The sequence below is a fragment of the Agrobacterium sp. CCNWLW32 genome, from assembly GCF_037083425.1.
Lineage (GTDB): Bacteria > Pseudomonadota > Alphaproteobacteria > Rhizobiales > Rhizobiaceae > Agrobacterium > Agrobacterium radiobacter.
On the sequence record NZ_JBAOJM010000002.1, the window covers coordinates 249,485 to 273,993 of the forward strand.

Here is a 24,509-nt window from a genome sequence, read left to right on the forward strand (position 1 = left end):
CGATGGCTTCAGGCGATTTCCGGCTCTGCGACGTGGTACTGGACGATAGCATCGGCCGGTCCACGCCCGACGTGGAGCATGAACGCGCCGTCGCCATTTTCGATCTGATCGAGGAAAACACCTTTGAGCCGCTTGGCCATGCCGGCGGGCCATACCGGCTGCACATCTCGCTCGTCGACGCCAAGCTGGTTTTCTCGATCAGAACGGAAGACGAGAAGGATGTCGCGATCCATATCCTGTCGCTGACGCCGTTCCGCCGCATCATCAAGGATTATTTCCTGATCTGCGAAAGCTATTACGAGGCTATCCGCTCCTCCACGCCGAGCCAGATCGAGGCAATCGACATGGGCAGGCGCGGTATTCACAATGACGGCTCGCAAACGCTGATGGATCGGCTTTCCGGCAAGATCAAGGTGGATTTTGATACCGCGCGCCGCCTCTTTACCCTTGTCTGCGTGCTTTATTGGCGGGGTTAGAGATGATCGATCCTGCCGCAGCGCCAAACGAGGGACGAGCGCCCAAATCGGTCCTCTTCATGTGCGGCATGAACTCCATCCGCTCCCCCATGGCGGAGGTCATCGCCAAACGGCTGGTGGCGCCCGGCATCTATATACAGTCGGCGGGCGTGCGCGCCGGCGAGCGCGATCCTTTCGTGGATGCCGTACTGGAAGAACAGGGATTTTCGCTCGGCAAGCACAAACCGCGCACTTTGGACGAGATCGAGGATGATTTTTTCGATCTGATCATTACATTGACACCCGAAGCCCATCACGCCGCACTGGAACTGACGCGCTCGAATTCGCTCGATGTGGTCTATTGGCCGACCATGGACCCGACGGTAATAACAGGCACGCGCGAGCAGATCCTCGACGCCTATCGCGAAGTGCGGGACCATCTGGCAAAGCTGATCTCGGAACGCCTGCCGAGGCGGCAGCAGCCGGTGGCGGATACGCTTTCAAAAGACTGAAAACCGCCTCAGCCTGTTAAAATCGATCGCGATTTTCAAGCCGATGCTTTAGAGGTTCACAAATGTGCCGGGATTGTGTAGTTTCCGCGCAATTTTCCCGGACAGGACACGTCCGGCACTATCAACAGGAAGAAAACCCTTACATGACAAAAGAAGAAGTCCTTGAATTCCCGGGCATCGTAACCGAATTGCTGCCGAACGCAACATTCCGCGTGAAGCTTGAGAACGACCACGAAATCATCGCCCACACCGCGGGCCGCATGCGCAAGAACCGTATCCGCGTTCTCGCCGGCGACAAGGTGCTGGTTGAAATGACGCCTTACGACCTCACCAAGGGCCGCATCACCTATCGCTTCAAGTAATCCACGTTCCGCAACGGACGCCCGGGCAGCGCAATGACCAATTCAAAACAAAAGCTCGTTCTGGCATCCGGCTCGCCGCGGCGTCTGGAACTGCTGCATCAGATCGGTATCGAACCGGCACGTCTGATGCCGATGGATATCGACGAGACCCCGGCCAAGCTTGAGCATCCGCGCACGCTCTGCCGTCGTCTGTCATTGCAGAAGGCGGAAGCCGCGCAGGCGGCGCTGAAGAACGAACAGGTGTGGAAAGACTCCTATGTTCTGGGGTCAGATACGGTGGTCGCCGTTGGTCGCCGCATCGTCGGCAAGGCCGAATATACGGAAGAGGCCTCGGCTGCGCTGCATCTTCTTTCGGGACGCAGCCACTGGGTCTATACCGGCATCTGCCTCGTCACCCCCGGCGGCAAGATCCGACAGAAGGTGGCGGAGACAAAGGTGCGTTTCAAGCGCCTCTCCACGCGCGAAATCGAGGCTTATATCGCCTCCGGCCAGTGGCGCGGCAAGGCGGGAGCCTATGGCATCCAGGGCATTGCCGGCGCATTCGTGCAAAAGCTGACCGGTTCTTATACCAATGTCGTCGGCCTGCCGCTTTATGAGACGATGTCGCTTCTTTCCGGAGAAGGATTTGAGGTGACTTCGGGCTGGCTCGAAGGATAGGCCATGGCAAAATCTCCCGAAGGCGCCGGAAACGTCACGCCGCTGCGCAAATCCCAGCCATGCCCTGAATGCGGGCGGCCCTCGACACGGGAAGACTATCCTTTCTGTTCGGATCGCTGCCGCTCGCTTGATCTCGCCCGCTGGCTGAACGGCTCCTACGCCATTCCGGTCGCAGACGATGAAAGCAGCGCCGTTGGACAGGACACGGCCAAGAACAACGGCGAATAAGACCTGCACCGCCGGAAACTTCGGCGGTGAGTTGCATAAGATTTTCAGAGCCTTCGCTCACACCATATATTCACCGGGCTGCCGATAGTCCGAAAAGCCATATCAAAACCGGCTGACGCCTTCCGCCAGCCCCTTAAGGTCTTGCGATGGACGCAGGCTTGCAGAAAAGAGTGAGCTCCGGCGCGCTGCTGTTTGCGGTGCTGGCCGTTTGTCTTGCCATCGGGGCGACGGTGCTGCTGGCCAATGACAGGAAGCATCTCAAAAGCCTGCTGATTTATCTCAATCTGGCATCCGCGACACGCTCCGCGGCCCCCCCGCCGAAGATGAAGCCCGTCAAGCGGCAGAAACTAGTCGCCCAAAAAGTCTCTCTGCCGCCCGATCTTCTGAAATTCGAGCAAGGGGGTGACAGGGCATCTTTCGCACGCGATTTCGTTCTTTCCGGCAAGGAGCTTTGCGACCGCTTTACTGCCGCAGGTTTTTCCAACCCGCATGGCTGGCACACAAGCCCAGTCAACATCCGCAATTTCGAGTGCATGGCCGATCTTGCGGTGGCGAACGCGGCAGGCCCGGCCGAGCGGGCCTCGCTCTTCCTCGAGATCAGGGGCGAAGCGTCCGGCGAGGTTCGCTCCATCAGGATGAAGGCCGTTGCGCCGAAGACGCCGGATGGGACTGCCGTTCTGACAAAGCTTGATGAAGCACTCGCCATGATCGTGGAACAAACCCGGTGGGCTGATCTGGCGGACATGCTTGAACCGGCAGGCCGGATGCAGCCCTATCAGGCACAACATTTCGGTATTTCGGTTTCCATAAAACCGGAACCGACGACACCCCATCGCCTGAACGTGATTTTGCTCACAAGCGAACAATCGCCGGGGTTGAAGCTGACACGCAGCTTCTTTGACAGGGATCGCTGGCTTCGACCAGCCGCTCCACTGGATCGGCCGATCCTTTATCCTTCCGTCAGGAAAGACCGCTTTCGGTAAAGCAAAGTCCGCTCAGCCTATTGCCGCGAGCTTGCGCCGCACCGGCGGAATCCTGTCGCTTTGCTGGGCCTGGCGTTTGGCCTCCCACTGGAGCGCAGTGCGAACGATGGCCACCAGATCGTTGAAGCGGGGCCGCCAGCCCAGCTCCGACTGGATGCGCGCCGAATCCGCCACCATGGCCGCAATATCGCCCGGGCGACGCGGACAATGGATGATCGGGAAATCGCACCCCGATTCCTTCTGCACAGCCTGCAGGACATCAAGAACCGAATAACCAACGCCATAACCGCAATTGAGCGTGCGTGTGCCGCCGCCGGCGCGCAGATGCGCCATGGCCAGCATATGCGCATCGATCAGGTCGCCGACATGAATATAATCGCGAACGCCGGTGCCATCCGCGGTCGGGTAATCCGTTCCGTAAACTTCCACCCGGTCGCGGCGACCGGTAGCAGCTTCGCAGGCGACCTTGATGAGGTTTGCCACACCCGTGGGAGATGGCCCGGCGCGCCCCTGCGGGTCGGCTCCGGCGACGTTGAAATACCGCAACGCCACGTAATTGAAATCATGCGCCTGCACGACATCGCGCAGCATGATTTCGGAGGCGAGCTTCGACAGGCCGTAGGGGTTTTCTGGGCTGAGGATCGCGGTTTCGGGAACCGGGCCATCAAAGGGCTGGTTTCCATAGACGGCGGCTGTCGACGAGAAGATGAAATTGCGAATACCGTGGCCGACTGCCGCCGCCACGAGGGCGCGGGTCGTGCCCGTGTTGTTTTCGTAATATTCGAGCGGCTGGCTGATCGATTCAGGAACGCTGACGGAGCCCGCGAAATGGAAGATGGTCTCGATCTGGTTTTCTTCGAAAATCTGGTCGAGCAAGGCGCGATCCGCCGCGTCGCCCAGATAAAAACGCGCCGCCGGCGCGACCGCCCAGCGCGACCCCGTCGAAAGCCGATCGACAACAACGACCTCTTCCCCGGCATCGAGCAAAGCCCACACCATGTGGCTTCCTATATAGCCGGCCCCACCCGTGACCAGAACAGCCATGACAATACTTCCCTGTTTGCTTTTCTTGACCCCATCAAAGCCAATAATTCTTCATCATTGATTACTTGCACAGCGAATACGCGACCGATCCCCAGCTCCATTAAAAAGGTGGCTTACGATTGGTTAGCGCAATGAGGTGCTTTTTATTTATTAGATGAAAATGTTCTCATAAATGGAACAAGGAGCGCATAGCACAGAAAATCCCCCACGTCGATGGTTGCGCCGTGGGGTTGCAGTTTTAGGTATTCGCTGTGATTTTGTTGCCGATTTCCCTACCGTAGCGCGATCCCGGCGCGGCAGGGGAAACCATTGTACGCAGAGGCGACGCTTACCTGCCGAGGATATAGGATGCCAGCCGGTCGGCCGCATCTTCTATCTGCTTTGGGTTGCGCAGGAAGCAGGCACGGAGAAACAGCTCCCCTCCCGGACCGAAGGCCGTGCCGGGCGCAAGCCCGACCCCGGTCTTGTCGACGATATCGAGCGCCGTGGCCCGGCTGTCCGTCACGCCGTCTATCTTGAGAAAGGCATAGAGAGCGCCATCGGGCTTCAGGGTTTCCACACGGTTCGTCGCGATGAGCGCATCGCAGAGAATGTCGCGGGAGGTCAGAGCACGTTCGTAATTCTCGCGCACGAAACCATCACCGTGATCGAGGGCGGCGACTGCGCCGCGCTGCATGAACTGCGCCACGCCTGAAGTGGAATATTGAATGAGGTTTTCGATGACCTGACCGATGGCCGGCGGGGCAACAAGCCAGCCGACACGCCAGCCGGTCATGGACCAGTTCTTCGAAAAGGAATTGGCGAAGACGATCTTGTCATCCGGCTCCATGACGTCGAGGAAGGACGGCGCACGGCTGCCGGAATAATGATAAAGCGCATAAATCTCGTCGGCAACGATCCACAGATCGTGTTTGCGGGCGAGCGCCAGAACATCACGAAGATTATTGAGCGTCGCCGTCCATCCGGTCGGGTTGGAGGGCGTATTGATGAAAAGCGCCTTCGTCTTGCCGGTGATCGCGCTTTCCAGCCTGTTGATATCGAGATCCCAGCGGCCGTCGCGGAAATCGATACCGACCGGAACCGCCTTCGCGCCTGCCACACCAATGGCGGCGACGATATTCGGCCATGTCGGCGACAGATAGACCATTTCGTCACCGGGCGAGGTCAGCGCCTGCACGGCGAGCACGATCGCCTGCATGCCGGAACCGGTAGCGTAAAAATGCTCCGGCGGCAGCGACGCCGCGAAATGGCGTTCGTAATAACGGCTCAGCGCCTGGCGCAATTCGGGAATGCCACGCTGCCAGGTATAGAAGGTCTCGCCGTTGTTCAGCCCATCGATGGCGGCCTGATTGATGAAGTCCGGGCTCGGCAGATCGCCTTCGCCGACCCAGAGCGGCAGGAGATTGTCCCGCCCCCGGGCATAATTCACGACTTCGACAATGCCGCTCTCGGGAGCCGCCAGAGAGCGCGCACTCAGACTGTTCAAAATGGACATTAAAGACACTCCGTTTGGTGCCTTCTTATCGCATCGAACCAGCCATGTGCATGATATTCCGTGAGGCGATCATGGATTTTCTTTATGGGTCATCCCCGGCAGGAGACCGCCGGCCGCGCGGGCCGGCAAATCAGGCCGGGGATAATGCCGGCAATCAACGCGTCTTCAGCAGATCGCGGATTTCGGTGAGGAGCTTGACGTCTTCCGGCGGCGGAGCTGCTTCCGCCTTTTCCTCAACCTTCTTGCGCTCAACCGAATCGCGCAGCTTGTTGACGCCCTTGACCATCAGGAAAATGATCCAGGCGAGGATAAGGAAGTTGATGAGAACCGTCAGAAAGCTGCCATAAGCGAAGACGGCGCCCTGATCGCGGGCGGCGGCGAGCGAGGTGGCATTGACGCTGGAGCTCAGCGGCAGGAAGTAGTTCGAAAAATCGAACCCGCCGAAGATCGCCCCCACGATCGGCATGATGAGATCGTTGACGACGGAGTCGACGATCTTGCTGAAAGCCGCACCGATAATAACACCCACGGCCAGATCCATGACATTGCCGCGGGCAATGAAGGTTTTAAATTCGTTAAGCATTCAGATTGTCCCTCTCTCCTGCTTCGCGAGCTGAAGCTATGTGACTGTCCCTACGCGCTCAACCATATAGGGTCCGGGCATCATTTGGAATCCGCGGATTGCATTTATTAGCTTTTTTGCACGCGCGCCTTGAACTTTATGATCAGACCGCGCTCATTCTCAACGGCCCGGAATTCGCCTATGCTGATATCAGGGAACTCTTGCACGGGGAGGATGCGTGCTTCCTGGGTGGATCATATTCGGTTCGGCCTTCGCTTATGTCCTGCTGCTGTTTGCGGTTGCAAGCTATGGGGACAGGAACAGCCGCAACAGAAACGCTCCGAAAAAGGGGCGTCCGTTCGTCTATGCGCTCAGCCTGGCAATCTATTGCACGTCCTGGACCTATTTCGGCGGTGTGGGGCTCGCGGCAGACAGGGGGCTGGAATTTCTCGGCATCTATACCGGGCCGATCCTCGCCTTCACCATCGGCATGCCGATCATTCGCCGCATCGTTGAACTGGCGAAAACGGAAAAACTGACTTCCGTCGCAGATTTCATCGCCGCCCGATACGGCAAGAATTCCACCGTGGCGATGATCGTCGCGATCATCGCGCTCGTCGGCGCCATTCCCTATATCGCGCTGCAGCTGAAAGCCGTTTCCAGCTCGGTGGCGACAATGGTCGATCCCGGCGATTACGGCATTGGCAGCGGCAATCTTTATTTCCTCGATCTGCCACTGGTCGTCACCATCGTCATGGCGGGGTTTGCCGTCATGTTCGGCACCCGCCACACCGATGCCACCGAACATCAGGACGGGCTTATTCTGGCGATTTCGATGGAATCGCTGGTCAAGCTCGTCGCCATGTGCACCGTCGGTTTTTACGTGCTCTTCGTCCTCTTCGACGGTCCCGCGCATCTGTGGCAGCTTGCCACGGATAATGAGCAGGCCATGCGGGCCATATCCTATCACACGCCCGTCAGCCGCTGGATCGTGATGACGCTGCTTTCCGGTTTCGCCATCATCCTGCTGCCGCGCCAGTTCCACGTCACGGTGGTTGAAAACCGCACGCCGGAAGAGCTGCGTATGGCCGGGTTCCTGCTGCCGCTCTACCTCATCGCGATCAACATCTTCGTGCTGCCGATCGCGCTTGCCGGCATTCTGACGCTCGGCGCCAATGGCGATGCCGATCTCTACGTGCTGCAATTGCCGCTCAATCATCAGATGCCGGTCGTGTCGCTGATCACCTTCATCGGCGGTTTTTCGGCGGCGACCGCGATGGTGATCGTCGCTTCGGTGGCGCTGTCGATCATGATTTCCAACGATATCGTCATGCCGATCTTCCTGCGGCAGAAGTTGTTGAACCGCTCACCGCACCGGGACGATTTCGCCAAGACGCTGCTCAACATCCGCCGAACGGCGATCTTTGCCGTGCTGCTGCTGGGTTATGGCTATTATCGCGCCGCCGACAGTGCTACGGGCCTCGCCTCCATCGGCCTTCTGGCATTCGCCGCCATTGCGCAGATGGCCCCTGCCCTTTTCGGCGGGCTGTTCTGGCGGCGCGCCAATGCCCGCGGTGCGATCGCGGGGCTGAGTTCGGGCTTCTTCGTTTGGGCCTACCTGCTGTTTCTGCCAAGCTTCGGCGGGCCTGACAATTCCGAGGTGGCAGCCAATATTCTCGGTTTCCTGTTTTCCGGCAGCACGGTATTCAATGGGCCGGAAGCCGACCCATTCGTGAACGCGGTCATTCTCAGCCTGCTCGTCAACAGCCTCGCCTTCGTGCTCGGCTCGCTTTCGCGCAATCCTAGGCCGGTGGAGCGCATCCAGTCCGGCATCTTCGTCAAGCGTCACTCGAAATCGCAATTCGCCACGCGCGGCTGGAAAACCCGCGTCAGCGTCGGTGATCTCAAAAGCGCGGTCGCCCGTTATCTCGGCGAGGAGCGCATGCTGCGATCACTTGCGACCTATGAAAAGACGGCGGGCAGGAAGCTCAATGACGACCAGCCGGCGGACATGGCGCTGATCCATTTCTCCGAGCAGCTGCTGGGCAGCGCCATCGGCTCCTCCTCCGCCCGCCTGGTGCTTTCGATCATTCTTCAGAAGGCGGAAGACACCAGCGCGGACACGGCATGGCTGCTCGATCAGGCGAGCGAGGCCCTGCAATATAACCAGGACATGCTGCAGACCGCGCTCGCCCAGATGGATCAGGGCATTGCCGTTTTCGACAGTTCGCAGCAGCTGACCATCTGGAACCGGCGTTTCCGCACCCTTCTCGATCTACCCGAGCAGTTCGGGCAGGTGGGCGTACCGCTCACGGATATCGTTTCGATGCTGCAGGAACGCGGCGATATGCCCGCCGGTGACACGAATGAACTGATCACCAGCTTCCTGACCATGGATCTGCCCTTCTCGCTGGTGCTGGCGGGCGGCGAGCGCATCATCGAAGTGCGCTCCAACACCATGCCGGACAAAGGCATCGTCGCCACCTTCACCGATATCACCCAGCGGGTGGCGAGCGATCAGGCGCTGAAACAGGCAAACGAAACGCTGGAGCAGCGCGTGGCGGAGCGAACCGTTGAGCTTACACGCGTCAACCGCGAACTGGCGGAGGCAAGAGCCTCCGCCGACGAGGCGAATATCGGCAAGACACGCTTTTTCGCCGCCGCCGGCCATGACATTCTCCAACCCCTGAACGCCGCCCGGCTCTACTCATCCTCCCTGGTCGAACGGCTTGGTGCTTCAGGCGAAAGCGATCTCGTCCACAATATCGATTCGGCGCTGGAATCGGTGGAGACCATTCTCGGTGCGGTTCTCGATATTTCCCGTCTCGACACCGGCTCTATGAAGGCGCGCATGACATCCGTGCCGCTGAATGAGTTGCTGAAACGCATCGAGACCGATTTCGCACCGATGGCGCAGGAGAAGAACCTGGACCTCGTGGTCATGCCAACCTCGCTGACCGTCCGCTCCGACCCCAACCTCCTGCGGCGTCTGATACAGAATCTCGTTTCCAACGCCATTAAATATACGCTGAAGGGCAAGGTGGTCGTCGGTGCGCGCCGCCGGGGCGGTGAAGTCGTCATTCAGGTGACTGATTCCGGTATCGGCATCCCCTCATCTAAATTTCGCACCGTTTTCAAGGAATTCGCCCGGCTGGACGAGGGTGCAAGAACGGCATCCGGCCTCGGGCTCGGCCTTTCCATCGTCGACCGGCTGTCGCGCATGCTGCACCATCCGGTGCAGCTGATCTCCACCCCCGGAAAAGGCACGACCTTCCGCATCCATCTGCCGCGCGAGGCGGATCGCCTCGTGCCGGCCAAAGCCGTTGGCGGGATAACCAGTCCCGCAGCCAGCGACCGCCTTCAGGGCGTCCGGGTCCTGTGCATCGACAACGAGCCGAAAATCCTCGAGGGCATGACACTGCTGCTGACGGGATGGGGTTGCGAGGTTTTGCCCGCAGGTTCCGTGGCGACGCTGGAGGAACCCTTCCTCAACTTGGCCGCAGCGCCCGACGTCATCGTCGCCGATTATCATCTGGACGATGGCGACGGCATCAGCGCCATCCGCCTCATCAGGACATTTTACGGCAAGACGATCCCTGCCCTGCTTGTAACGGCGGACCGCAGCCCGGAAGTGCGCAGCGATGCGGAAAAATACGGGATTTCCGTTCAGCACAAGCCGGTCAAACCGGCAGCGCTGCGGGCCTATATCAACCAGATATCCAGCACGGCCCGCGCAGCGGCAGAATAAAAAACTCCCGGATGTTGCGATCCGGGAGGTGTTTACGTCTGAATAAGCGTGTCAGGCCGCACAGTTCAATCGATCCCTGCCGGTCGCCGAGCCATGTTCCATCTGGAAACGCTGAACGAGATCGAGCAGCGCTTCCACCTCGCCGGACAATATGCTGCTGGCCGCACTCGACTGTTCGGCAAGGGCCGCGTTCTGCTGGGTCATCTGATCCATCTGGTTGACGGAACTGTTGACGTTATGAAGTGCCGAGGACTGGTCCTGCGTTGCCGTGGCGATGGTTTCGACATGCTGGCTGACGGTGACGATCTGCCGGCTGATGGCGGAAAGCACGGTGCCCGCCTCCTGCACCAGCTTCGATCCTGAACTGACTTCCTGCGTCGACTGGTTGATGAGCTGCTTGATTTCACGCGCCGCGTCGGCAGAGCGTTGTGCAAGCTCGCGCACTTCCTGCGCCACGACGGCAAAACCCTTGCCCGCTTCGCCCGCACGCGCCGCCTCAATGCCGGCATTCAGGGCAAGAAGATTGGTCTGGAAGGCAATGTCGTCGATGACCTCGATGATCTGCTCGATCTTGCGCGAGGCATCTTCGATGCGGCCCATGGCGTCGACGGCGTTGCTGACGACCGAACCGGAGCTGTCGGCGCTCTGCTTGGTGATGCGCACGGCCTCATTGGCTTCCCGCGCACGCTCGGCCGAGGATCTGACGGTGACGGTGATTTCGTCTACGGCGGCGGCGGTCTCTTCCAGCGAGGCGGCCTGATTTTCGGTGCGCTTCGACAGATCGACCGACGACTGCTCGATTTCGAAGCCGCTATGCTGGATGATGAGCGTGCGCTCGCGGATCTGCCCCAGCGCATCGCGCAGGTTGAGAAGGGATTCGTTGAAATCCGTGCGCAGACGGTCGAGACGGCCAGTGAAAGGCGTCTCGATCGTGCGGCTCAGATCGCCGCGCGAAAGCCTGCCAAGACCGGAGGCGATCTCGCCGACCGCAAATTCGATCTGGCTGTCGAGTTCCTGTTTCTCGGCGTCGTTGCGGTAACGCTCGGACTCCGCCGCAGAGCGTTCTTCGGCGCTTTTGCCCTCGATCGCCAGTTTCTCGACCGCATTTTCGCGGAAAATCACCAGCGCGCGGGCGATGTTGCCGAATTCATTGGTGTTGGTGGCGTAGGGGATCGGCGTATCGAGATTGCCGTCCGAAAGGGACTTCACCGCATCGGTCAACTTGCCAAGGGGTTGAAGCGTGCGCTTGATGACAAAGTAGGCGAGCAGTCCGACGCCAAGCATGGCGAGCGCGCCGCAGATGAGCATCATGTCGCGCAGGCTGTATATCTGCGCATCGTAGACGTCCATGGGAACACCCACGAACAGGATGCCGACGGTTGCGCCGGTCTTGTTCGTGACAGGCATGTAACCGGTCATGTAGCTGGTGCCGAACAGCGTGGCGGTGCCAAAATAGGCCTCACCCTTGGAGACTTTCGCAAAAGCGGGATGATCGGTAGCAAGCTTGGTGCCGGCTGCTCTCTCGCCCTTTTCGTTCTTCAGATTGGTGGTCATGCGAATGAATTCGCCGCCCTTGGCTTCAAACACGGTAGAAATACCGCCGTTACCGGCTGCGGTGCGGTCGACGAGATCATTGTCGCGCATCGTTCCGATGCTGGCGCGACCCACACTTTTGAGGTCCCCATCCACCATTTCGAGGGCGACGCCGCCGACCTTCAGTTCGTAAAGGATCGCCATGCTGCGCATTGCGCTGTGCGTATCGCGCAGCGCGGTGGTGATGATGTTGTCCTTCAAGCGAATATAGGTCGAAAAACCAACTGCCGCCACGCTGAGCGTGATCAGGCCGATCGTCAACGCGACGACCTTGCCAGCAACGGACTTAAAGAGCCGGTTGTGCATGAAACAGTTCCCCAAAGCCAAACTTATAAAAGTTCTAGTAGGCAACTGTTAAAAAAACGCGAAGTACCGATAGCGCCTTTTAGGGGGCGCGCAAAAGCCGGTCCGGCGCCTGCAGGGTTTCGGGGGACGGGAAACCCCGTCCGCCATCAATGGATATAACCGAGCCTGATAGCCTTGGCGATCGCCTGGATACGGTTGACGGAATCGAGCTTGATCGTCGCCGAACCGAGATAGGCGTTGACGGTGTGCACGGAAAGCCCGAGCTTGACCGCGATTTCTTCGCTGATACGGCCATCCCCCGCCAGTTGCAGGCAGGCGATTTCCCTCTCGCTCAAGGCTTCGGAGGGTGCCGCCTTGCGCTCGTCCAGCGCCAGCATGTCCACCATGATCTCGCAGCATTTGATGTGCTGCTCGATCACGACCTCATTGTCGAGAACGAGGTTGGTGCCGCAGAAGACGATATAACCGTTGCCGATAGTGCCAAGCCGCACCGGCAGGGCGAGCCCCGCATAGGGCAATGTGTCGTTCTCGATGCGGCGCAGAAGTGCGGGCACATCGGGAAGATCGGCAAAGCCGCCGGCATTCTTGTTGCGCCATATCACCGGCAGAAGCGATGTCTCGATATGATCGAGAAGAATATCGCCGACGGCGCGGATGAACTGCGTGCTCTGTTCTGCGGCATTCATGCCCCAGTTTTCCAGCTCGCAGGTCAACTTCTTCTTGTTCGGGAAACCGGAAGCGGCAGCTTTCGTCACCACGAAATTGCGCGCGCCGACCAGCTTCTGCATGGCGACAAGCTTCGGAAACAGATCCGACCGGCTCGTCACGACAGGGCTGCGGTAAAACATGCCCATTTGACCTGTACCCTCATTGTCTTTCGTCTGTACCATCCGTCCGACCATTATACGAGGTTGTTGCGCACGGCGTAGGCAATTGCCTCCGAGCGGGTTTTTGTCGCGGTTTTCCGCATCACGCTTGTGATGTAATTATTGATCGTATTGCGCGAAATGCCAAGGATCATCGCAATTTCATCGCTTGTCTTGCCTTCCGCGATCCAGAACAGGCACTCAAGCTCACGCTCCGTGAGATCGATATCGCGCACGGTCTTTGCTTCGCTGGCAATGCCGAAACTGACGCAATAACCCGTCAGCAGGGCGATTTCGCGCAGTCTTTCCGGCGAAGGCACCGCTTCTTCGGGAAACAGCAGCAGCAGCGAAAGCCGGATGCGGCCCACACAGAAAGACAGTGCCGAATATTGCCGGTCTATGCCGTAGGGAACCGAAACATCATCGGGAAGGAAAAGCAGCCGCGGCTGCAGAAGCGAAAGGCATTTCTCCATTTCGCTCGATCTGTTCTGGCTGTTGGCCAGTTCAAGGCCAAGCCTGCGGACCAGATCAAAAGGCCAGTCGGAGGTGACGATGAATTTCAGTCCGGTTTCTTCGAGAAGATCATCCCGCGCCAGCAGATAATGCGAGGCGCCAGCATAGGTTACGAGCAGATCCAGTGCGCCTGCAACGTTACCGGCAGCAGCCGTGGCTGCGACGTTTTTAGCAAGCTGATCGCGTGGCAAGGGCTTACCCATGCCCTCCATAGGCTTGGCAGACAGCCTGCGGATATCAACATCGACTTTCAATCGCCTACGCCCTCTTGCTCCCAGTGGGAGATTATACCTCGGGATGGAATCATTCCATTCGAGAAGCTTACCAAAATGGGACGGCAAGCCCCCCGGAGACCGAATCACTTCATTTTATGGAACGGACTGGGATTTGCCATTACCTGACACCAGCCTTTCCACGTATTTCACTGTTCGTCTATTGCTAAAAAAACATACTGAAAAGCTGTTCAATCCATAAACGGCATTCTCAGCCAATTCCCAGCAAACTGTATCGTTGCTGAATTTTTTGTAAACACTGTCCTAAAACGAGATTGCCACGATGCGCCCGCCAAGGATAGCAAAAAGCCCGAAAACAGAAAAAAGGCCGGGTAAAACCGGCCTTTTTGATATTATGCTGCTTTTTCCACCGCCCATTTGCGCAGGATCTTGGCGGCTCGTTCCTCGCTGATTTCCACCATGCGGGAGAGCCTGCGTTCGGGCCCTTCGCGAACCCGGCGGTTGAATGTGCCCTCGCCATCGCCGCCTGCCAGAAGATCGTCGGTGCTGTCGAAGCCGAAATCCGCCCCGAAACCTTCCATGAGACCACCTGCGCCGGCATCCATGCCGGGAGAGAAGTCCGGCAGTTCCAGACCGGCAGTCTCCTGGCTGAGCTGACCCGCTGCTGCACCGTTGGCGGTAACCGTGCGGACCAGAGGACGCACACCGAGCCAGATGACGAGGAAGGCGACGGCGACGAAGGCGAGCGAGTTGATGATGCCGGCCGAATTGCGGCTCAGCACTTCCATAATGCCCGGCCCGCTTACGGCTTCATCAAGCAGCTGCGTTTCGAGGAAGTCCATAGCGGTGAGCGTCACCATATCGCCGCGATCGGAAGAAATACCGGCCGCCGAGGTTACGATCTTCTGCATCTCGGCGAGATAGGCGTCGATCTTGGCCTGATCGGCGGGTTCGCCGACCATCTTGGCGATGCGACCCTTGTTGACGACCACGGCAACCGAAATCTTCTCGACGGTATAGCCGTTCTTGACCGTGGCGACCGTCTTGGAATTGATCTCGTAGTTGGTCTGCTCTTCCTTCTTGGCCGATTGGTCGGAAGACTGCGGGCCACTGCCGCCGCCCTGGGGCGCTGCCTGCGGTACGTTCTGCTCCACGGTCGCGGCCGTATCCGGCTGCGTTTCCTGGGATTTCTGGTCTTCCTTCACCGTGCGGATGGAGCGCTCGACGCGTGATTCCGGGTCGTAGACGGTTTCCTGAATCTGGCGGCTGTCGGTATTGAGCTGCGCCGTCACGCTGGAGCGGAAATTGTCCATGCCGAGGAAAGGCGCCAGCGCCTTGTCGATGTTGGTCGTGATTTCCTGCTGAACATTCTGCGCCAGTGTCAGCGAGCGGTTCATGGCGGCGTTGGTGACGTCGTCGCCGGAGGCCAGAAGCTGGCCGGTCGAATCGAGGAGAGTCACATCATCGACCTCAAGGCCGGGAACGGCCGAGGCGACGAGGTGACGGATGGAAGCCGATGCCTTGCGCCCTGCGGTGGCGCTGGCGCGGATCATGACCGATGCGGTGGGCTTCTGTTCGCCACGGCGGAAATTGCCGACGTCAGGCATAACGATATGGACGCGTGCAGCGGCAATGCCGTCAATCTGCTGGATGGAGCGGCTGATCTCGCCCTCAAGGGCGCGAACGCGCGTCACTTCCTGCATGAAGGAGGTCAGGCCGAGAGAACCGACATTGTCGAAAAGCTCATAACCGGCATTGGCGCTATCAGGCAGGCCGCGCTCGGCCAGAAGCAGCCGTGCCTTGCTGGTGAGCCCAACGGGAACCTGAAGGCTGGAACCATCGGTCCCTACCTGAAAGTCCAGACCCGATTCGGCGAGCGCAATGCTGATCTTGTTGAGGTCGCTTTTTTCAAGCCCCACATAAAGGGTCTCGTAAGCGGGACGGTTCACGTAAAGCGCTGCTGCAAGGATAATGGCCATGGACAAAACGCCCACGCCGCCCAGCATCAAAAGCCGTGTCTGCCCCAGCGCAGCAACATTCTTCAAGACCTGAGGGATTTGATTTAACAGATTCATTCTGTTCCGCACCGTCATTCATAGAGTCCGAGACCTTTTGGCCCCGTAATGACAATAGGGTGCGAAGCTTGCGCGAGCGTTGCCTTTCTCCGCATTCCGCGAAGAGGCAGGCAACGGCGGAAATGCCGCTAGAAGAGGTCGAAGTCGCCGGAGGCCTTGTCGAGCGGCTGGGAATGGCCATGGCGGAAGGCGGCGCCGAGCGCCTTCTGCATTTCCGCAAGCTTGACGAGGCTGAGCGCGGTAGAGACATCCACGATCCAGTCTCCGGGAATGGAGCCGGTGACGGTATCGATGAATTCGGCAAGGCCACGGGTCTTCTGGACGGCAAGGTCGATGCCCTGCAGGAGCTTGACGCCGTCGCTCGACAATTGACCGTTGGTCACTTCAAGCAATTGCGGTTCGATGCGCTCTATAAGGTAGGCGACATCGTGCAATTCCGATACCACGCGCATCAGAACATCCGGCAGGGCTTCTTCGAACGGAGTGGTGGCGGTGTGCTCTGCAAGCTGCATTGGAAACTCCGTGACTAGAAAAATTCGATGTCGTTGGCGACGGGCTTTGGGGCCGGCACCGGACGCGTTTCCAAGGCAACCGTCTTCTGGGTTTCCGCGCCGCTGAGCGGATGCTGACGTGCACGACCGGAGACCGGCCAGAATTCGATCTTGCGGCCGTGTTCCCCGCCCGTGGAGGAGCTTATGACCGGAATACCCTCATCCTTCAGAAACTGCATGGCGAAGATGGCATTCTGCTCGCCGACATTGGAAAAGCTGGCGATCGTCTTCGCGCCGCCGAAAACCTTGGCTTCCAGCCGGTCACGCCGCGCGCCCTGCTTCAGGAGGCCGTTGATCAGGAGCTCCATGAGATGCACGCCGTAACGCGTCGCATCTCCGCCGGTCACATTGCCCGTTCCCGGCAGCAGGAAGTGGTTCATGCCTCCGAGGCCGGCAACGGGATCTCTCAGACAGGCGGCCACGCACGAACCGAGTATCGTCGTCATGACCACGTCGGGATCGCTGATGACCTTGTACTCGCCCTGAATGATATGTACGCGCTTGGCCGCAGCTTCAATCATTTCAGCGATCCGAAAACCGCCTCGATGGCAGCGCGCATCTTGTCAATCGTGAAGGGCTTGGCCAGCACGTTGTTGGCGCCGAGCTGGGCTGCCTTCTGCACCAGCGCGCGGTCGCCCTGCGCGGTGAGGATGATGAAGGCGGCCTTCTTGGTGGTCGGGTTGGCCCGCACGGCGTGCAGGAAACCGAGACCATCCATCTTCGGCATGTTGAAATCGGAGATGACGAGATGATGGGGCTGCTGCTCCATGATCTTCATTCCCTGCTCGCCGTCGCCGGCGGCGGTGATCTGCTTGAAGCCGAGCTGTGTCAGCGCATCGCTGAGGAGCAGCCGGCTGGTCACCTGATCGTCGACGATCAGAACTTTGATCTTTTCTGCGAGAGACATTAGTCAGCACCTTCTTTGCGGGCAGTGGTTAGTTTCAGGATTTCTTCACCGATGGAGGCCAACGGCAATTGCTGTTCCACCGCGCCAAGCTCATAAGCCACGCGGGGCATGCCATAGACGACACATGTTTTTTCGTTCTGGCCGACGGTGCGCGCACCGGCATGACGCATTTTCAAGAGCCCGGCCGCACCATCGCGGCCCATGCCCGTCAAGATGACGCCGACGGCGTTGCGGCCGGCAAGCTCGGCGACAGAATCGAAGAGCACATCGACCGAGGGGCGATGGCCGTTGACGGGATCGCGCTCGACAAGCCGGCAGCAGGGTGCAGACCGGTTGGCGATCTGCAGATGGCGTTCGCCGCCCGGTGCAAGATAGATCTTGCCGGTCTGCAGGCGCGCGCCATCAGTCGCCTCTTCCACGACGGGGGCGCAGATGCGGTTCAGCCGTTCGGCGAAGCTCTTGGTGAAGGTCGGCGGCATGTGCTGGGTGATGACGGTCGGCGGGCAGTTGACCGGGAATTTCTGCAGCACGGCGATCAGCGCTTCGACACCACCCGTGGAGGAGCCGATGGCGACGACCTTGCGACCCGCCCGATATTCGCTGACCGGGACCGGCTGCGGCGCGGCAGCGGCTTCCGGGCGCGCAGCGCGGTAAGCGGCATGCTGCGAGCGGGCAGCAGCCTTCACCTTGTCGGCGAGATCGCCGAACGGGCGTGCATCGCCCGGCGCCGGTTTGCCGACACAGTCGAAAGCGCCGATTTCAAGCGCGGCCAGCGAAGCGTCCGCGCCGCGGTGGGTGAGCGACGAGACCATGATGACCGGCATGGGGCGCAGGCGCATGATCTTTTCGAGAAATTCCAGCCCGTTCATTTCCGGCATCTCGATGTCGAGCGTCACGACATCGGGATTGAGCTGCTTGATGGCGGCGCGCGCCTCCATGGCGTTGCCGGCCTGACCGACCACCTCGACTTCGGGATCGGCCTTGAGAACGGCCGAAATCAGGCCGCGCATCGTCGGAGAATCATCGACGACGAGTACCCGTGCGAGTGCGCTCATGCCTTCCTCCCGGATGCGTGACCAATGTAGCGGTAGGTGGTGATGCCCGTATTGTCGAACAGGTTCTTTGCGTCACCGGACACACGTTCGGAATGGCCGATATAAAGATGACCACCCTCCGGCAGCAGCCCGGCGAAACGCGACCAGATGCGCATCTGCGTCGGCTCGTCGAAGTAGATGACGACGTTGCGGCAGAAGATCACGTCGAAATTGCCCTTGAAGGGCCACTGCGTCATCAGGTTCAACTCGTTGAACGTAATGAGGCGCTTGACCTTGTCGTCAATGCGGAACTTGCGGCGACCGCCGGCATCGACTTCCGCGAACCATTGCTTGCGCATGGCGGGAGACACGGTTTCGAGCGCGTTGTCGTCATAGACCCCGGCGCGGGCCTGCGCCAAAATTTTCGGGTCGATATCCGTCGCGAGGATTTTGAAATCGTAATCCGCCGCATTCGGAAACATGGCGAGCACGGTGAGCGCAATCGAATAGGGCTCCTGCCCGTCGGAACAGGCCGCCGACCAGATGCGGACGCGCCCGCCGGATTTCGCCCGGGCGATGAGGCCCGGCAGGACGTCATCACGCAGATGTTCGAAATGATGGTTTTCGCGGAAGAAGCGGGTGAAATTCGTCGTCAGGTGCGACAGCATTTCGCGCCGCGCCGGCGCGCCCTCCGGTGAGGATACCAGGGCGCAATATTCGCGGAAGCCTGACAGGCCGAGATTGCGGATATGCTTCGAGAGGCGGGAATAGACCAGCGACGCCTTGGTGTCGTTGAGATAGATGCCCGCATCGGCATAGATCATCGCCGCGATTTCCGACAGGTCGCGTCTCGTCAGCGGATATTCACCGCTGGCAAGGACGTCGTCGGGAGACTGGCGCTGGTCGCTGAAATTAAGTGCTGCCATGGATGATCCGCTTTCAACCTGTCGCCGCAAGCGACATTTCCTGCTTCAGTGGCTGTCCGCGCGAGGCGCTGACGATGGCATCGACATCCAGAATGAGAGCGACGCGCCCGTCACCGAGGATAGTGGCGGCGGCAATGCCCTGAACATGGGTATAGTTCGCCTCCAACGATTTGATGACGACCTGGCGCTGGCCCTGGATCGCATCGACCATCAGGGCACGCTGGCCACCGCCTTCCGATTCCACCAGAAGGGCGACACCTTCGACCGGATCGGCCTGGGTCGGACGGAAGTTCAGCACGCGACCGACATCCACCAGCGGGCAGAAGGAGTTGCGGATGGAGATCAGCCGCTGGTTGGCGCCGAAGGAGTGAATGTTCTTTGCTTCCGGCTGCAGGGTTTCCACGATCGCGGTCAGCGGCACCACCAGCGTCTGGCCGGCAACAGTCACCACCATGCCGTCGAGAACGGCAAGCGTCAGCGGCAGGCTCATGGTGAAAGTCGAACCGTGGCCCGGGCGCGAGGAGATGCTGATGCGACCGCCAAGCGCCTGAATGGAGCGCTTGACCACATCCATGCCGACGCCACGGCCGGAAATGTCGGAAATCTTGTCGGCCGTGGAGAAGCCCGGCGCAAAGATCAGATTGTCGATCTCCTCGTCGGTCAGGTTCGCATCGGCGGCGATCAGATCGTTGTCGATCGCCTTCTGGCGAACACGCTCGCGGTTGATGCCGGCGCCGTCGTCCTGCAGTTCGATCAGGATGCGACCCGAACGGTGCTTGGCCGAAAGCTTGATGGTGCCTTCCGGGTTCTTGCCCGCAGCCTCGCGCTTTTCCGGCGTTTCGATGCCGTGGTCGACGGCATTGCGGATCATGTGCGTCAGAGGTTCCGCCAGCTTGTCGATGACCGTCTTGTCGACTTCTGTGTTTTCACCTTCGGTGATGAGGCGGATCTGCTTGCCGATCATGTCGGCGACTTCGCGGACGATACGCGACATGCGCTGGAACACCGGCTTTACCGGCTGCGCGCGGATCGCCATGACGCTGTCCTGGATTTCGCGCGTCAGCTGCTGCAGCTCGTCGAGGCCCATATTGACGGCCGACGTGCCACTTGCGTCGTTTTCGATGACACTCTGCGACAGCATCGCCTGATTGATGACGAGCTCGCCGACAAGGTTGATCAGGCGGTCGACGCGATCGAGATCGACACGGATGGTCTGGCCGGCGCTGGCATTGGCCGCTGCGTTGGCGTTCGCCTGCGCTGCGGCAGGCGCGGCCGCAGCCTCGCGCTTTTCGATGGCGGCATTGACGCTGTGGGCGATCTGCGTCGTCGCGACGGCCGTTTCGACGGCTGCTGCAGCATAAGACGCTTCCGCCGTGGCGATTTCAACGATGGGCTGCTCTTCCGATCCGCTATCGAGAGCCGAAAGGTCGAACGGCACCGGGATCATCGGAAGCTCTTCCTCGCCGCCTGCGACGGCCGAAACATCAGGCACGATTTCCAGATCGCAATCCCATTCGGCAAATTCGAAGACGCTGCGGATACCCTCTTCGCCCTTGTCGGTCGCGATCGAAACCGTCCAGGAGAGATAGGATGCTTCAGGATCGAGCTTGTCGAGCGAAGGCAGCTCCGACATGTCGCAATTGATGCTCATCTCGCCGATGCGCGAGAGATCGCGCAGCAGAAGTGCCGCCTCGTTGCCCTTCGAATAAAGCGACGCATGCGGCTTGAAGGTGATCTGGAAGGACGGCACTTCCATCAGCGGCGTGGTTTCGTCGGCAAAGTCCGTAAAGGAGAACGGGATCGGCTCAAAGCCGCTCTCATCCGTCGGCTTGGCCTTCACGGGTTCCGGTGCCTTTACGGCGACGGGAGCCGGCGCGGATGCCGGAACGGCTTCGCCGTTTGCCAGCGCTTCCAGTTCCTTCACGAGGCCACGGGTGCGGCTTTCATCGACGCTGCCGCCGTCTCTTGCCGCATTGGTCAGGTCCGCCAGCACGTCGGCGGAGCGCAGCATGACTTTCAGAACATCCTGGGTCGGCTCCAGCTTGTTGGAGCGGACGCAGTCGAGGGTCGTTTCAAAAACGTGGGCGAAAGCCACGAGATCATCGAGACCGAAGGCACCAGCCCCGCCCTTGATGGAATGAACGGCACGGAAAACGGCGTTGACGGTTTCCGGATCACGGTCGCCGTCATTCAATTTAAGAAGCCCCGATTCCAGTTCGGCGAGCTGCTCCTCGCATTCCTGGAAAAAGATTTCCTTGATTTCGTTCATATCCATCGTGAAATGTCCCGTATCAGGCGGTTACGCGTTCAATGGCATCGATGAGTTTTGCAGGGTCGAACGGCTTGACGATCCAGCCGGTCGCACCGGCCTGACGGGCGCGGTTCTTCTTTTCTGCATCGCTTTCGGTCGTCAGAACGAGGATCGGGATCGCCCGGTACTTTTCGTTGCGACGCACACCCTCGATGAAGCCGAAACCATCGAGACGGGGCATGTTGATATCAGTCACGATGACATCGGGGTTGCTCTGCTCGAGCACTTCGAGGCCCTCGATGCCGTCTTCGGCCTGAATGGTTTCGAAACCGGCATTGTTAAGCGTGACCAGGAGCATGTTCCTGATCGTCCGGGAATCATCCACGGTAAGAACTTTTTTCTTCACTTTTGCATCTCCTTGGGGAGCAAATGGTCAATATCGACGCCTATCAGTTTCATGGTCTTGTCGAATGCATCGGACACCCTGGCAAAACCGAAGGGCTTGCCATCCTCCTCCCAGGACTTCGCGCCGGCCATGAGGACCTGGGCGCAAAGTGCACCGATACGCTCCACCTCGGACGCGTCGACCGACAACGGCGCTCCTCTCAGCGTCATCAGCTTGCCGTGCAGGGCCGATGCTTCGTTGAGATCCAGCACCGGTGACAGTTTCAGCGTCGCCTCAGCTGCTTTTCTGGCTGCCATTACATGACTCCTTGGCGTCTGAATTGTTGGTAATCCTGGCCGTAATCCGTGCGGTTATCCGCACGGGCCATAAATGAAGTGTCCTGCCGGTCCGCACCGGACGCCGCCTTCGCCTGCCCCTGACGGGCAATGCGGAATTCGCGGATGGTGCGGCCGAGTTCCAGAATGACGGTTTGAAGCGCGTCGGCCTCGGAGGCGCTCGCACTGATATCGACGGCATTCCGGTCCGCCTGCCGTTGCTGCCCGCCAATATCGGCGGCAACCGATTGCAGTTCGCCGGCCTGCTCGGCCGTATGCCGGGAGACTTCCGCGATCATGTCGTTGATGCCTGAAACCTGCCGGACGACGCCGCCGATTGCGTCTTGCGTGCGGTTGACCATGCGCACGCCGCCCTCAACCTGCGTCTTCGTGGTGCCGACCAGGCTCTTGATCTCTCTTGCCGCATCTGCAGACCGCTGGGCGAGCGCCCGGACTTCCTGCGCAACGACGGCGAAACCACGGCCGCTATCACCCGCGCGCGCCGCCTCGATGCCGGCATTGAGGGCCAGAAGATTTGTCTGAAAAGCAATCTCGTCAATCGTGCCGATGATCCTGCCGATCTGCTCGGCAGATTGTTCGATGTCCGACATGGCGTTGATCGCCTCGCCGATCGCCCGGCCGCTTTCGACAGCCGCATCGCGGGCGCTGGAAACCGCCTTTTCCGTCGCCGCTATGCGGGCGCCGTTTTCGGCAACGTTACCGATCATCGCCTGGATCGCACGGGAGGTCTCGGCAAGGGCTTCGGCCTGCTGGCGGGAACGCTCCGCGATGGAGCGGCCCATATCCGCAAACCGCGCGCCGAGCGCCTCAGCCTCGCCGATGTTGTTTTGCGCCGCGATCAGCGATGCGCCGATCGTTTCCAGAGCCGTATTGAAAGAAGCCGCAACGTCGCGATAGGCTTCAGGTACATCGCCGCCGATGCGGGCCTGCAAATCACCTGCAGCAAAGGCCGTCAATGCGGTGCCCAGCAACGTCGCCGCTTCCGAGCGGTCACTGTCACGCTGCTCGGCCAGCTCCCGGCCATGGCGCAGGCGCAATTCGTTAAAACGCAGCGAGACGGCGATTTCGGTGTCGACCATCACCAGACGGACGACGTTCTTCACGGCTTCCGCCAGTTCACGGGTTTTCTTGCGGTTGCCGGGCAGGATGGAGCGCGGCGCATGTTCGGCCACCAGTCCGCCGACAAGATGTTCTAGAACCACCGCGTGGCTGGCGATCTGCCAGCGCGGATCAAGCCCCATGCGGCTGGAATTATCAGAGAGAACCTTCACCCGCTCGGCATAAAGCGCATCGAAACGCGCATCCGTCAAAACGCTCCAGTGCGAGGATTGCAGATCGTGCAGTCGGTCGAGCTGATTTTCGCTTTCGAAGGACGGGGAACAGTCCGGCATGGACTGGAAACGGGTCATCACGTCCCGCAGGCCGGCCTTGACGTAAGGCTCCAGCATGCTGCGATAGCTGCGCAGGAAATCGGATTGCGTCTCATCGAGGCCGGCAAAACGCAACCGTCCCGCCAGGCTTCCGCCTGCCGACCTGCGCGCTTGATCTGATGGCAAGTCCTGCCCCAACCGACGTCCCCAATAACATGACGGCCGGTAAAACCCGGCCAAATTGGCCAAGGTTCAGAACGCCAGCACCCTAAAGGGGATTTTTGAACGAACATACCCATCGCGGACGATGCGGCATCGACGCTTGCCAGACCTTCTTGAACCAAGAAACGAAAATACCGGATCGGCACCGGTACGGCAGTGCGGCGTCATGCCTGGAAGGGGAGAGAACCCCATTCCGCCGTGGAAATACCATCAATCTTTATGGTTAATTCCTTGCTTGAAAGTTAAGAAACACAGGCGTCGGCGTCAAACGGTAAAATTTGTAAAAGCTTTTAGCCAATGCCGCCCTCACTTTGCCGCAAACGGGCAAAAACGAAAAGGAATCGGACGCTGCGGGCGGTTTTTCCCGCCTGCGCGCTGGACAAGCATGTCCGGCTTCCCCTAAAACAAATCAACAGGATATTCGCTCAACGGTGATGCTTTAAAGAGACCTTTACGATCAAGGAGATGCCAACTTGCCATGGATGGAGAAAGGCCGCAGTTCAAGGCGCCATCCGCAAGTGCTGATCGGTCTCGTGGTCGCGAGCCTGCTCGTCATGATCGGCTTTCAGGCGCCCTCCGGCGTCAAGCCCCTTTCCAAAACCAGCCGCCTCGAGCGATTGCAGAGCGTCGATCCGGGCCGTTCCATCTCTCTTCGCGAAAAAGCTTGCGATAGCGGCAACGATGTCGGCTGCAGGACCGGCGATGCCGGTTCGGGCCTTCGCTACAGCGAGTTCGCTTCATTCGCCCCGAACCTCAGGGATCACGCCGAAGCCTCGCTCGCTGCTGTTGCCATCGTGCCACAAACTTCCCGAGACTTTGCCAGCGTGGTTCCACGCGCGCCTCCGCATATTATGTATTAGTCATTCCGGCTGTCA

At 59.7% G+C, this 24,509-nt stretch carries 24 protein-coding genes; 8 read left to right on the plus strand and 16 right to left on the minus strand.

Annotated elements, in window-relative coordinates; all coding sequences use genetic code 11:
• The first annotated feature begins 2 nt into the window (after nucleotides 1–2).
• From V6R85_RS05115 to V6R85_RS05140, 6 genes are all read left to right on the plus strand, one after another.
• Complete coding sequence (locus V6R85_RS05115) at nucleotides 3–476, plus strand: UPF0262 family protein (RefSeq protein WP_003503448.1); 474 nt, start codon at nucleotides 3–5, stop codon at nucleotides 474–476.
• A 2-nt stretch (nucleotides 477–478) separates the two neighbouring features.
• Nucleotides 479–967 (plus strand): arsenate-mycothiol transferase ArsC, encoded by a 489-nt coding sequence (locus V6R85_RS05120; RefSeq protein ID WP_004432476.1) that lies wholly within the window; start codon nucleotides 479–481, stop codon nucleotides 965–967.
• Between the two features lie 143 nt (nucleotides 968–1,110).
• Entirely contained in the window at nucleotides 1,111–1,329 is a 219-nt protein-coding gene (infA, locus tag V6R85_RS05125) for a translation initiation factor IF-1 (RefSeq protein ID WP_003503453.1), read from the plus strand.
• 33 nt (nucleotides 1,330–1,362) lie between these two features.
• On the plus strand, nucleotides 1,363–1,986 hold the full coding sequence (locus V6R85_RS05130) for a Maf-like protein (RefSeq protein ID WP_060727005.1): 624 nt from the start codon (nucleotides 1,363–1,365) through the stop codon (nucleotides 1,984–1,986).
• A gap of 3 nt (nucleotides 1,987–1,989) precedes the next feature.
• On the plus strand, nucleotides 1,990–2,214 hold the full coding sequence (gene yacG, locus V6R85_RS05135; protein ID WP_003503455.1) for a DNA gyrase inhibitor YacG: 225 nt from the start codon (nucleotides 1,990–1,992) through the stop codon (nucleotides 2,212–2,214).
• Between the two features lie 146 nt (nucleotides 2,215–2,360).
• Nucleotides 2,361–3,197: a DUF6030 family protein gene (locus V6R85_RS05140; protein WP_162695461.1), complete on the plus strand. Its 837-nt coding sequence runs from the start codon at nucleotides 2,361–2,363 to the stop codon at nucleotides 3,195–3,197.
• A 12-nt stretch (nucleotides 3,198–3,209) separates the two neighbouring features.
• Here the strand turns inward: V6R85_RS05140 and galE are convergent, their stop codons facing one another.
• From galE to mscL, 3 genes are all read right to left on the minus strand, one after another.
• A complete protein-coding gene (gene galE / locus V6R85_RS05145) occupies nucleotides 3,210–4,241 on the minus strand; it encodes a UDP-glucose 4-epimerase GalE (RefSeq protein WP_111833714.1) in 1,032 nt (343 codons plus the stop codon).
• Nucleotides 4,242–4,569: 328 nt separating this feature from the next.
• Nucleotides 4,570–5,736 carry a pyridoxal phosphate-dependent aminotransferase gene (locus V6R85_RS05150; protein ID WP_099085662.1) on the minus strand — a complete coding sequence of 389 codons (1,167 nt, stop codon included), beginning with the start codon at nucleotides 5,734–5,736 and terminating at the stop codon, nucleotides 4,570–4,572.
• 154 nt (nucleotides 5,737–5,890) lie between these two features.
• Nucleotides 5,891–6,319, minus strand: a complete 429-nt coding sequence (gene mscL, locus V6R85_RS05155; RefSeq protein ID WP_003503459.1) for a large conductance mechanosensitive channel protein MscL — start codon at nucleotides 6,317–6,319, stop codon at nucleotides 5,891–5,893.
• A 217-nt stretch (nucleotides 6,320–6,536) separates the two neighbouring features.
• Between mscL and V6R85_RS05160 the strand changes: the two genes are divergently transcribed.
• Entirely contained in the window at nucleotides 6,537–10,046 is a 3,510-nt protein-coding gene (locus V6R85_RS05160) for a PAS domain-containing hybrid sensor histidine kinase/response regulator (RefSeq protein WP_020810848.1), read from the plus strand.
• A 51-nt stretch (nucleotides 10,047–10,097) separates the two neighbouring features.
• Here V6R85_RS05160 and V6R85_RS05165 read toward each other — a convergent pair whose 3' ends face one another.
• The 13 genes from V6R85_RS05165 to V6R85_RS05225 form a co-directional block, all read right to left on the minus strand.
• The gene (locus tag V6R85_RS05165; protein ID WP_111833715.1) at nucleotides 10,098–11,945 is read right to left on the minus strand and encodes a methyl-accepting chemotaxis protein; all 1,848 of its coding nucleotides are present in this window, start codon (nucleotides 11,943–11,945) and stop codon (nucleotides 10,098–10,100) included.
• 146 nt (nucleotides 11,946–12,091) lie between these two features.
• Entirely contained in the window at nucleotides 12,092–12,793 is a 702-nt protein-coding gene (visR, locus tag V6R85_RS05170; protein WP_034496317.1) for a transcriptional regulator VisR, read from the minus strand.
• A gap of 53 nt (nucleotides 12,794–12,846) precedes the next feature.
• Entirely contained in the window at nucleotides 12,847–13,578 is a 732-nt protein-coding gene (gene visN / locus V6R85_RS05175) for a transcriptional regulator VisN (RefSeq protein WP_003522759.1), read from the minus strand.
• A 371-nt stretch (nucleotides 13,579–13,949) separates the two neighbouring features.
• Nucleotides 13,950–15,632 carry a flagellar basal-body MS-ring/collar protein FliF gene (fliF, locus tag V6R85_RS05180; protein WP_003503464.1) on the minus strand — a complete coding sequence of 561 codons (1,683 nt, stop codon included), beginning with the start codon at nucleotides 15,630–15,632 and terminating at the stop codon, nucleotides 13,950–13,952.
• Nucleotides 15,633–15,760: 128 nt separating this feature from the next.
• Nucleotides 15,761–16,144: a chemotaxis protein CheT gene (cheT, locus tag V6R85_RS05185; RefSeq protein WP_003503465.1), complete on the minus strand. Its 384-nt coding sequence runs from the start codon at nucleotides 16,142–16,144 to the stop codon at nucleotides 15,761–15,763.
• A 14-nt stretch (nucleotides 16,145–16,158) separates the two neighbouring features.
• Nucleotides 16,159–16,704, minus strand: a complete 546-nt coding sequence (gene cheD / locus V6R85_RS05190; RefSeq protein WP_003503466.1) for a chemoreceptor glutamine deamidase CheD — start codon at nucleotides 16,702–16,704, stop codon at nucleotides 16,159–16,161.
• Entirely contained in the window at nucleotides 16,701–17,090 is a 390-nt protein-coding gene (gene cheY2 / locus V6R85_RS05195; RefSeq protein WP_003503467.1) for a chemotaxis response regulator CheY2, read from the minus strand. Before cheY2 ends, cheD begins: the two co-directional genes overlap by 4 nt.
• Nucleotides 17,090–18,145 carry a protein-glutamate O-methylesterase CheB gene (cheB, locus tag V6R85_RS05200; protein WP_003503472.1) on the minus strand — a complete coding sequence of 352 codons (1,056 nt, stop codon included), beginning with the start codon at nucleotides 18,143–18,145 and terminating at the stop codon, nucleotides 17,090–17,092. The genes cheY2 and cheB overlap by 1 nt, the downstream gene beginning before the upstream one ends.
• Entirely contained in the window at nucleotides 18,142–19,050 is a 909-nt protein-coding gene (cheR, locus tag V6R85_RS05205) for a protein-glutamate O-methyltransferase CheR (RefSeq protein ID WP_003503478.1), read from the minus strand. Before cheR ends, cheB begins: the two co-directional genes overlap by 4 nt.
• 13 nt (nucleotides 19,051–19,063) lie before the next feature.
• Nucleotides 19,064–21,325, minus strand: a complete 2,262-nt coding sequence (locus V6R85_RS05210) for a chemotaxis protein CheA (protein WP_112958470.1) — start codon at nucleotides 21,323–21,325, stop codon at nucleotides 19,064–19,066.
• A gap of 16 nt (nucleotides 21,326–21,341) precedes the next feature.
• Nucleotides 21,342–21,707, minus strand: coding sequence for a chemotaxis response regulator CheY1 (gene cheY1, locus V6R85_RS05215; RefSeq protein WP_003493773.1), 366 nt, complete (start codon nucleotides 21,705–21,707; stop codon nucleotides 21,342–21,344).
• Complete coding sequence (locus tag V6R85_RS05220; protein ID WP_003503483.1) at nucleotides 21,704–22,003, minus strand: STAS domain-containing protein; 300 nt, start codon at nucleotides 22,001–22,003, stop codon at nucleotides 21,704–21,706. Before V6R85_RS05220 ends, cheY1 begins: the two co-directional genes overlap by 4 nt.
• Nucleotides 22,003–23,598, minus strand: a complete 1,596-nt coding sequence (locus V6R85_RS05225) for a globin-coupled sensor protein (RefSeq protein WP_336377025.1) — start codon at nucleotides 23,596–23,598, stop codon at nucleotides 22,003–22,005. The genes V6R85_RS05220 and V6R85_RS05225 overlap by 1 nt, the downstream gene beginning before the upstream one ends.
• 518 nt (nucleotides 23,599–24,116) lie before the next feature.
• Between V6R85_RS05225 and V6R85_RS05230 the strand changes: the two genes are divergently transcribed.
• Complete coding sequence (locus tag V6R85_RS05230) at nucleotides 24,117–24,494, plus strand: hypothetical protein (protein WP_111833717.1); 378 nt, start codon at nucleotides 24,117–24,119, stop codon at nucleotides 24,492–24,494.
• Nucleotides 24,495–24,509: the final 15 nt, after the last annotated feature.

Coding starts and splice junctions, on each gene's coding strand:
- V6R85_RS05115 (WP_003503448.1), top strand. CDS start 3: ATGGCTTCAGGCGATTTCCGGCTCTGCGACGTGGTACTGGACGATAGC.
- galE (WP_111833714.1), bottom strand. CDS start 4,241: ATGGCTGTTCTGGTCACGGGTGGGGCCGGCTATATAGGAAGCCACATG.
- V6R85_RS05150 (WP_099085662.1), bottom strand. CDS start 5,736: ATGTCCATTTTGAACAGTCTGAGTGCGCGCTCTCTGGCGGCTCCCGAG.
- V6R85_RS05210 (WP_112958470.1), bottom strand. CDS start 21,325: ATGGATATGAACGAAATCAAGGAAATCTTTTTCCAGGAATGCGAGGAG.
- visR (WP_034496317.1), bottom strand. CDS start 12,793: ATGTTTTACCGCAGCCCTGTCGTGACGAGCCGGTCGGATCTGTTTCCG.
- cheD (WP_003503466.1), bottom strand. CDS start 16,704: ATGATTGAAGCTGCGGCCAAGCGCGTACATATCATTCAGGGCGAGTAC.
- mscL (WP_003503459.1), bottom strand. CDS start 6,319: ATGCTTAACGAATTTAAAACCTTCATTGCCCGCGGCAATGTCATGGAT.
- V6R85_RS05165 (WP_111833715.1), bottom strand. CDS start 11,945: ATGCACAACCGGCTCTTTAAGTCCGTTGCTGGCAAGGTCGTCGCGTTG.
- infA (WP_003503453.1), top strand. CDS start 1,111: ATGACAAAAGAAGAAGTCCTTGAATTCCCGGGCATCGTAACCGAATTG.
- fliF (WP_003503464.1), bottom strand. CDS start 15,632: ATGAATCTGTTAAATCAAATCCCTCAGGTCTTGAAGAATGTTGCTGCG.
- cheB (WP_003503472.1), bottom strand. CDS start 18,145: ATGAGCGCACTCGCACGGGTACTCGTCGTCGATGATTCTCCGACGATG.
- V6R85_RS05230 (WP_111833717.1), top strand. CDS start 24,117: ATGGAGAAAGGCCGCAGTTCAAGGCGCCATCCGCAAGTGCTGATCGGT.
- V6R85_RS05130 (WP_060727005.1), top strand. CDS start 1,363: ATGACCAATTCAAAACAAAAGCTCGTTCTGGCATCCGGCTCGCCGCGG.
- cheY2 (WP_003503467.1), bottom strand. CDS start 17,090: ATGTCTCTCGCAGAAAAGATCAAAGTTCTGATCGTCGACGATCAGGTG.
- V6R85_RS05120 (WP_004432476.1), top strand. CDS start 479: ATGATCGATCCTGCCGCAGCGCCAAACGAGGGACGAGCGCCCAAATCG.
- cheR (WP_003503478.1), bottom strand. CDS start 19,050: ATGGCAGCACTTAATTTCAGCGACCAGCGCCAGTCTCCCGACGACGTC.
- cheT (WP_003503465.1), bottom strand. CDS start 16,144: ATGCAGCTTGCAGAGCACACCGCCACCACTCCGTTCGAAGAAGCCCTG.
- V6R85_RS05140 (WP_162695461.1), top strand. CDS start 2,361: ATGGACGCAGGCTTGCAGAAAAGAGTGAGCTCCGGCGCGCTGCTGTTT.
- V6R85_RS05220 (WP_003503483.1), bottom strand. CDS start 22,003: ATGGCAGCCAGAAAAGCAGCTGAGGCGACGCTGAAACTGTCACCGGTG.
- yacG (WP_003503455.1), top strand. CDS start 1,990: ATGGCAAAATCTCCCGAAGGCGCCGGAAACGTCACGCCGCTGCGCAAA.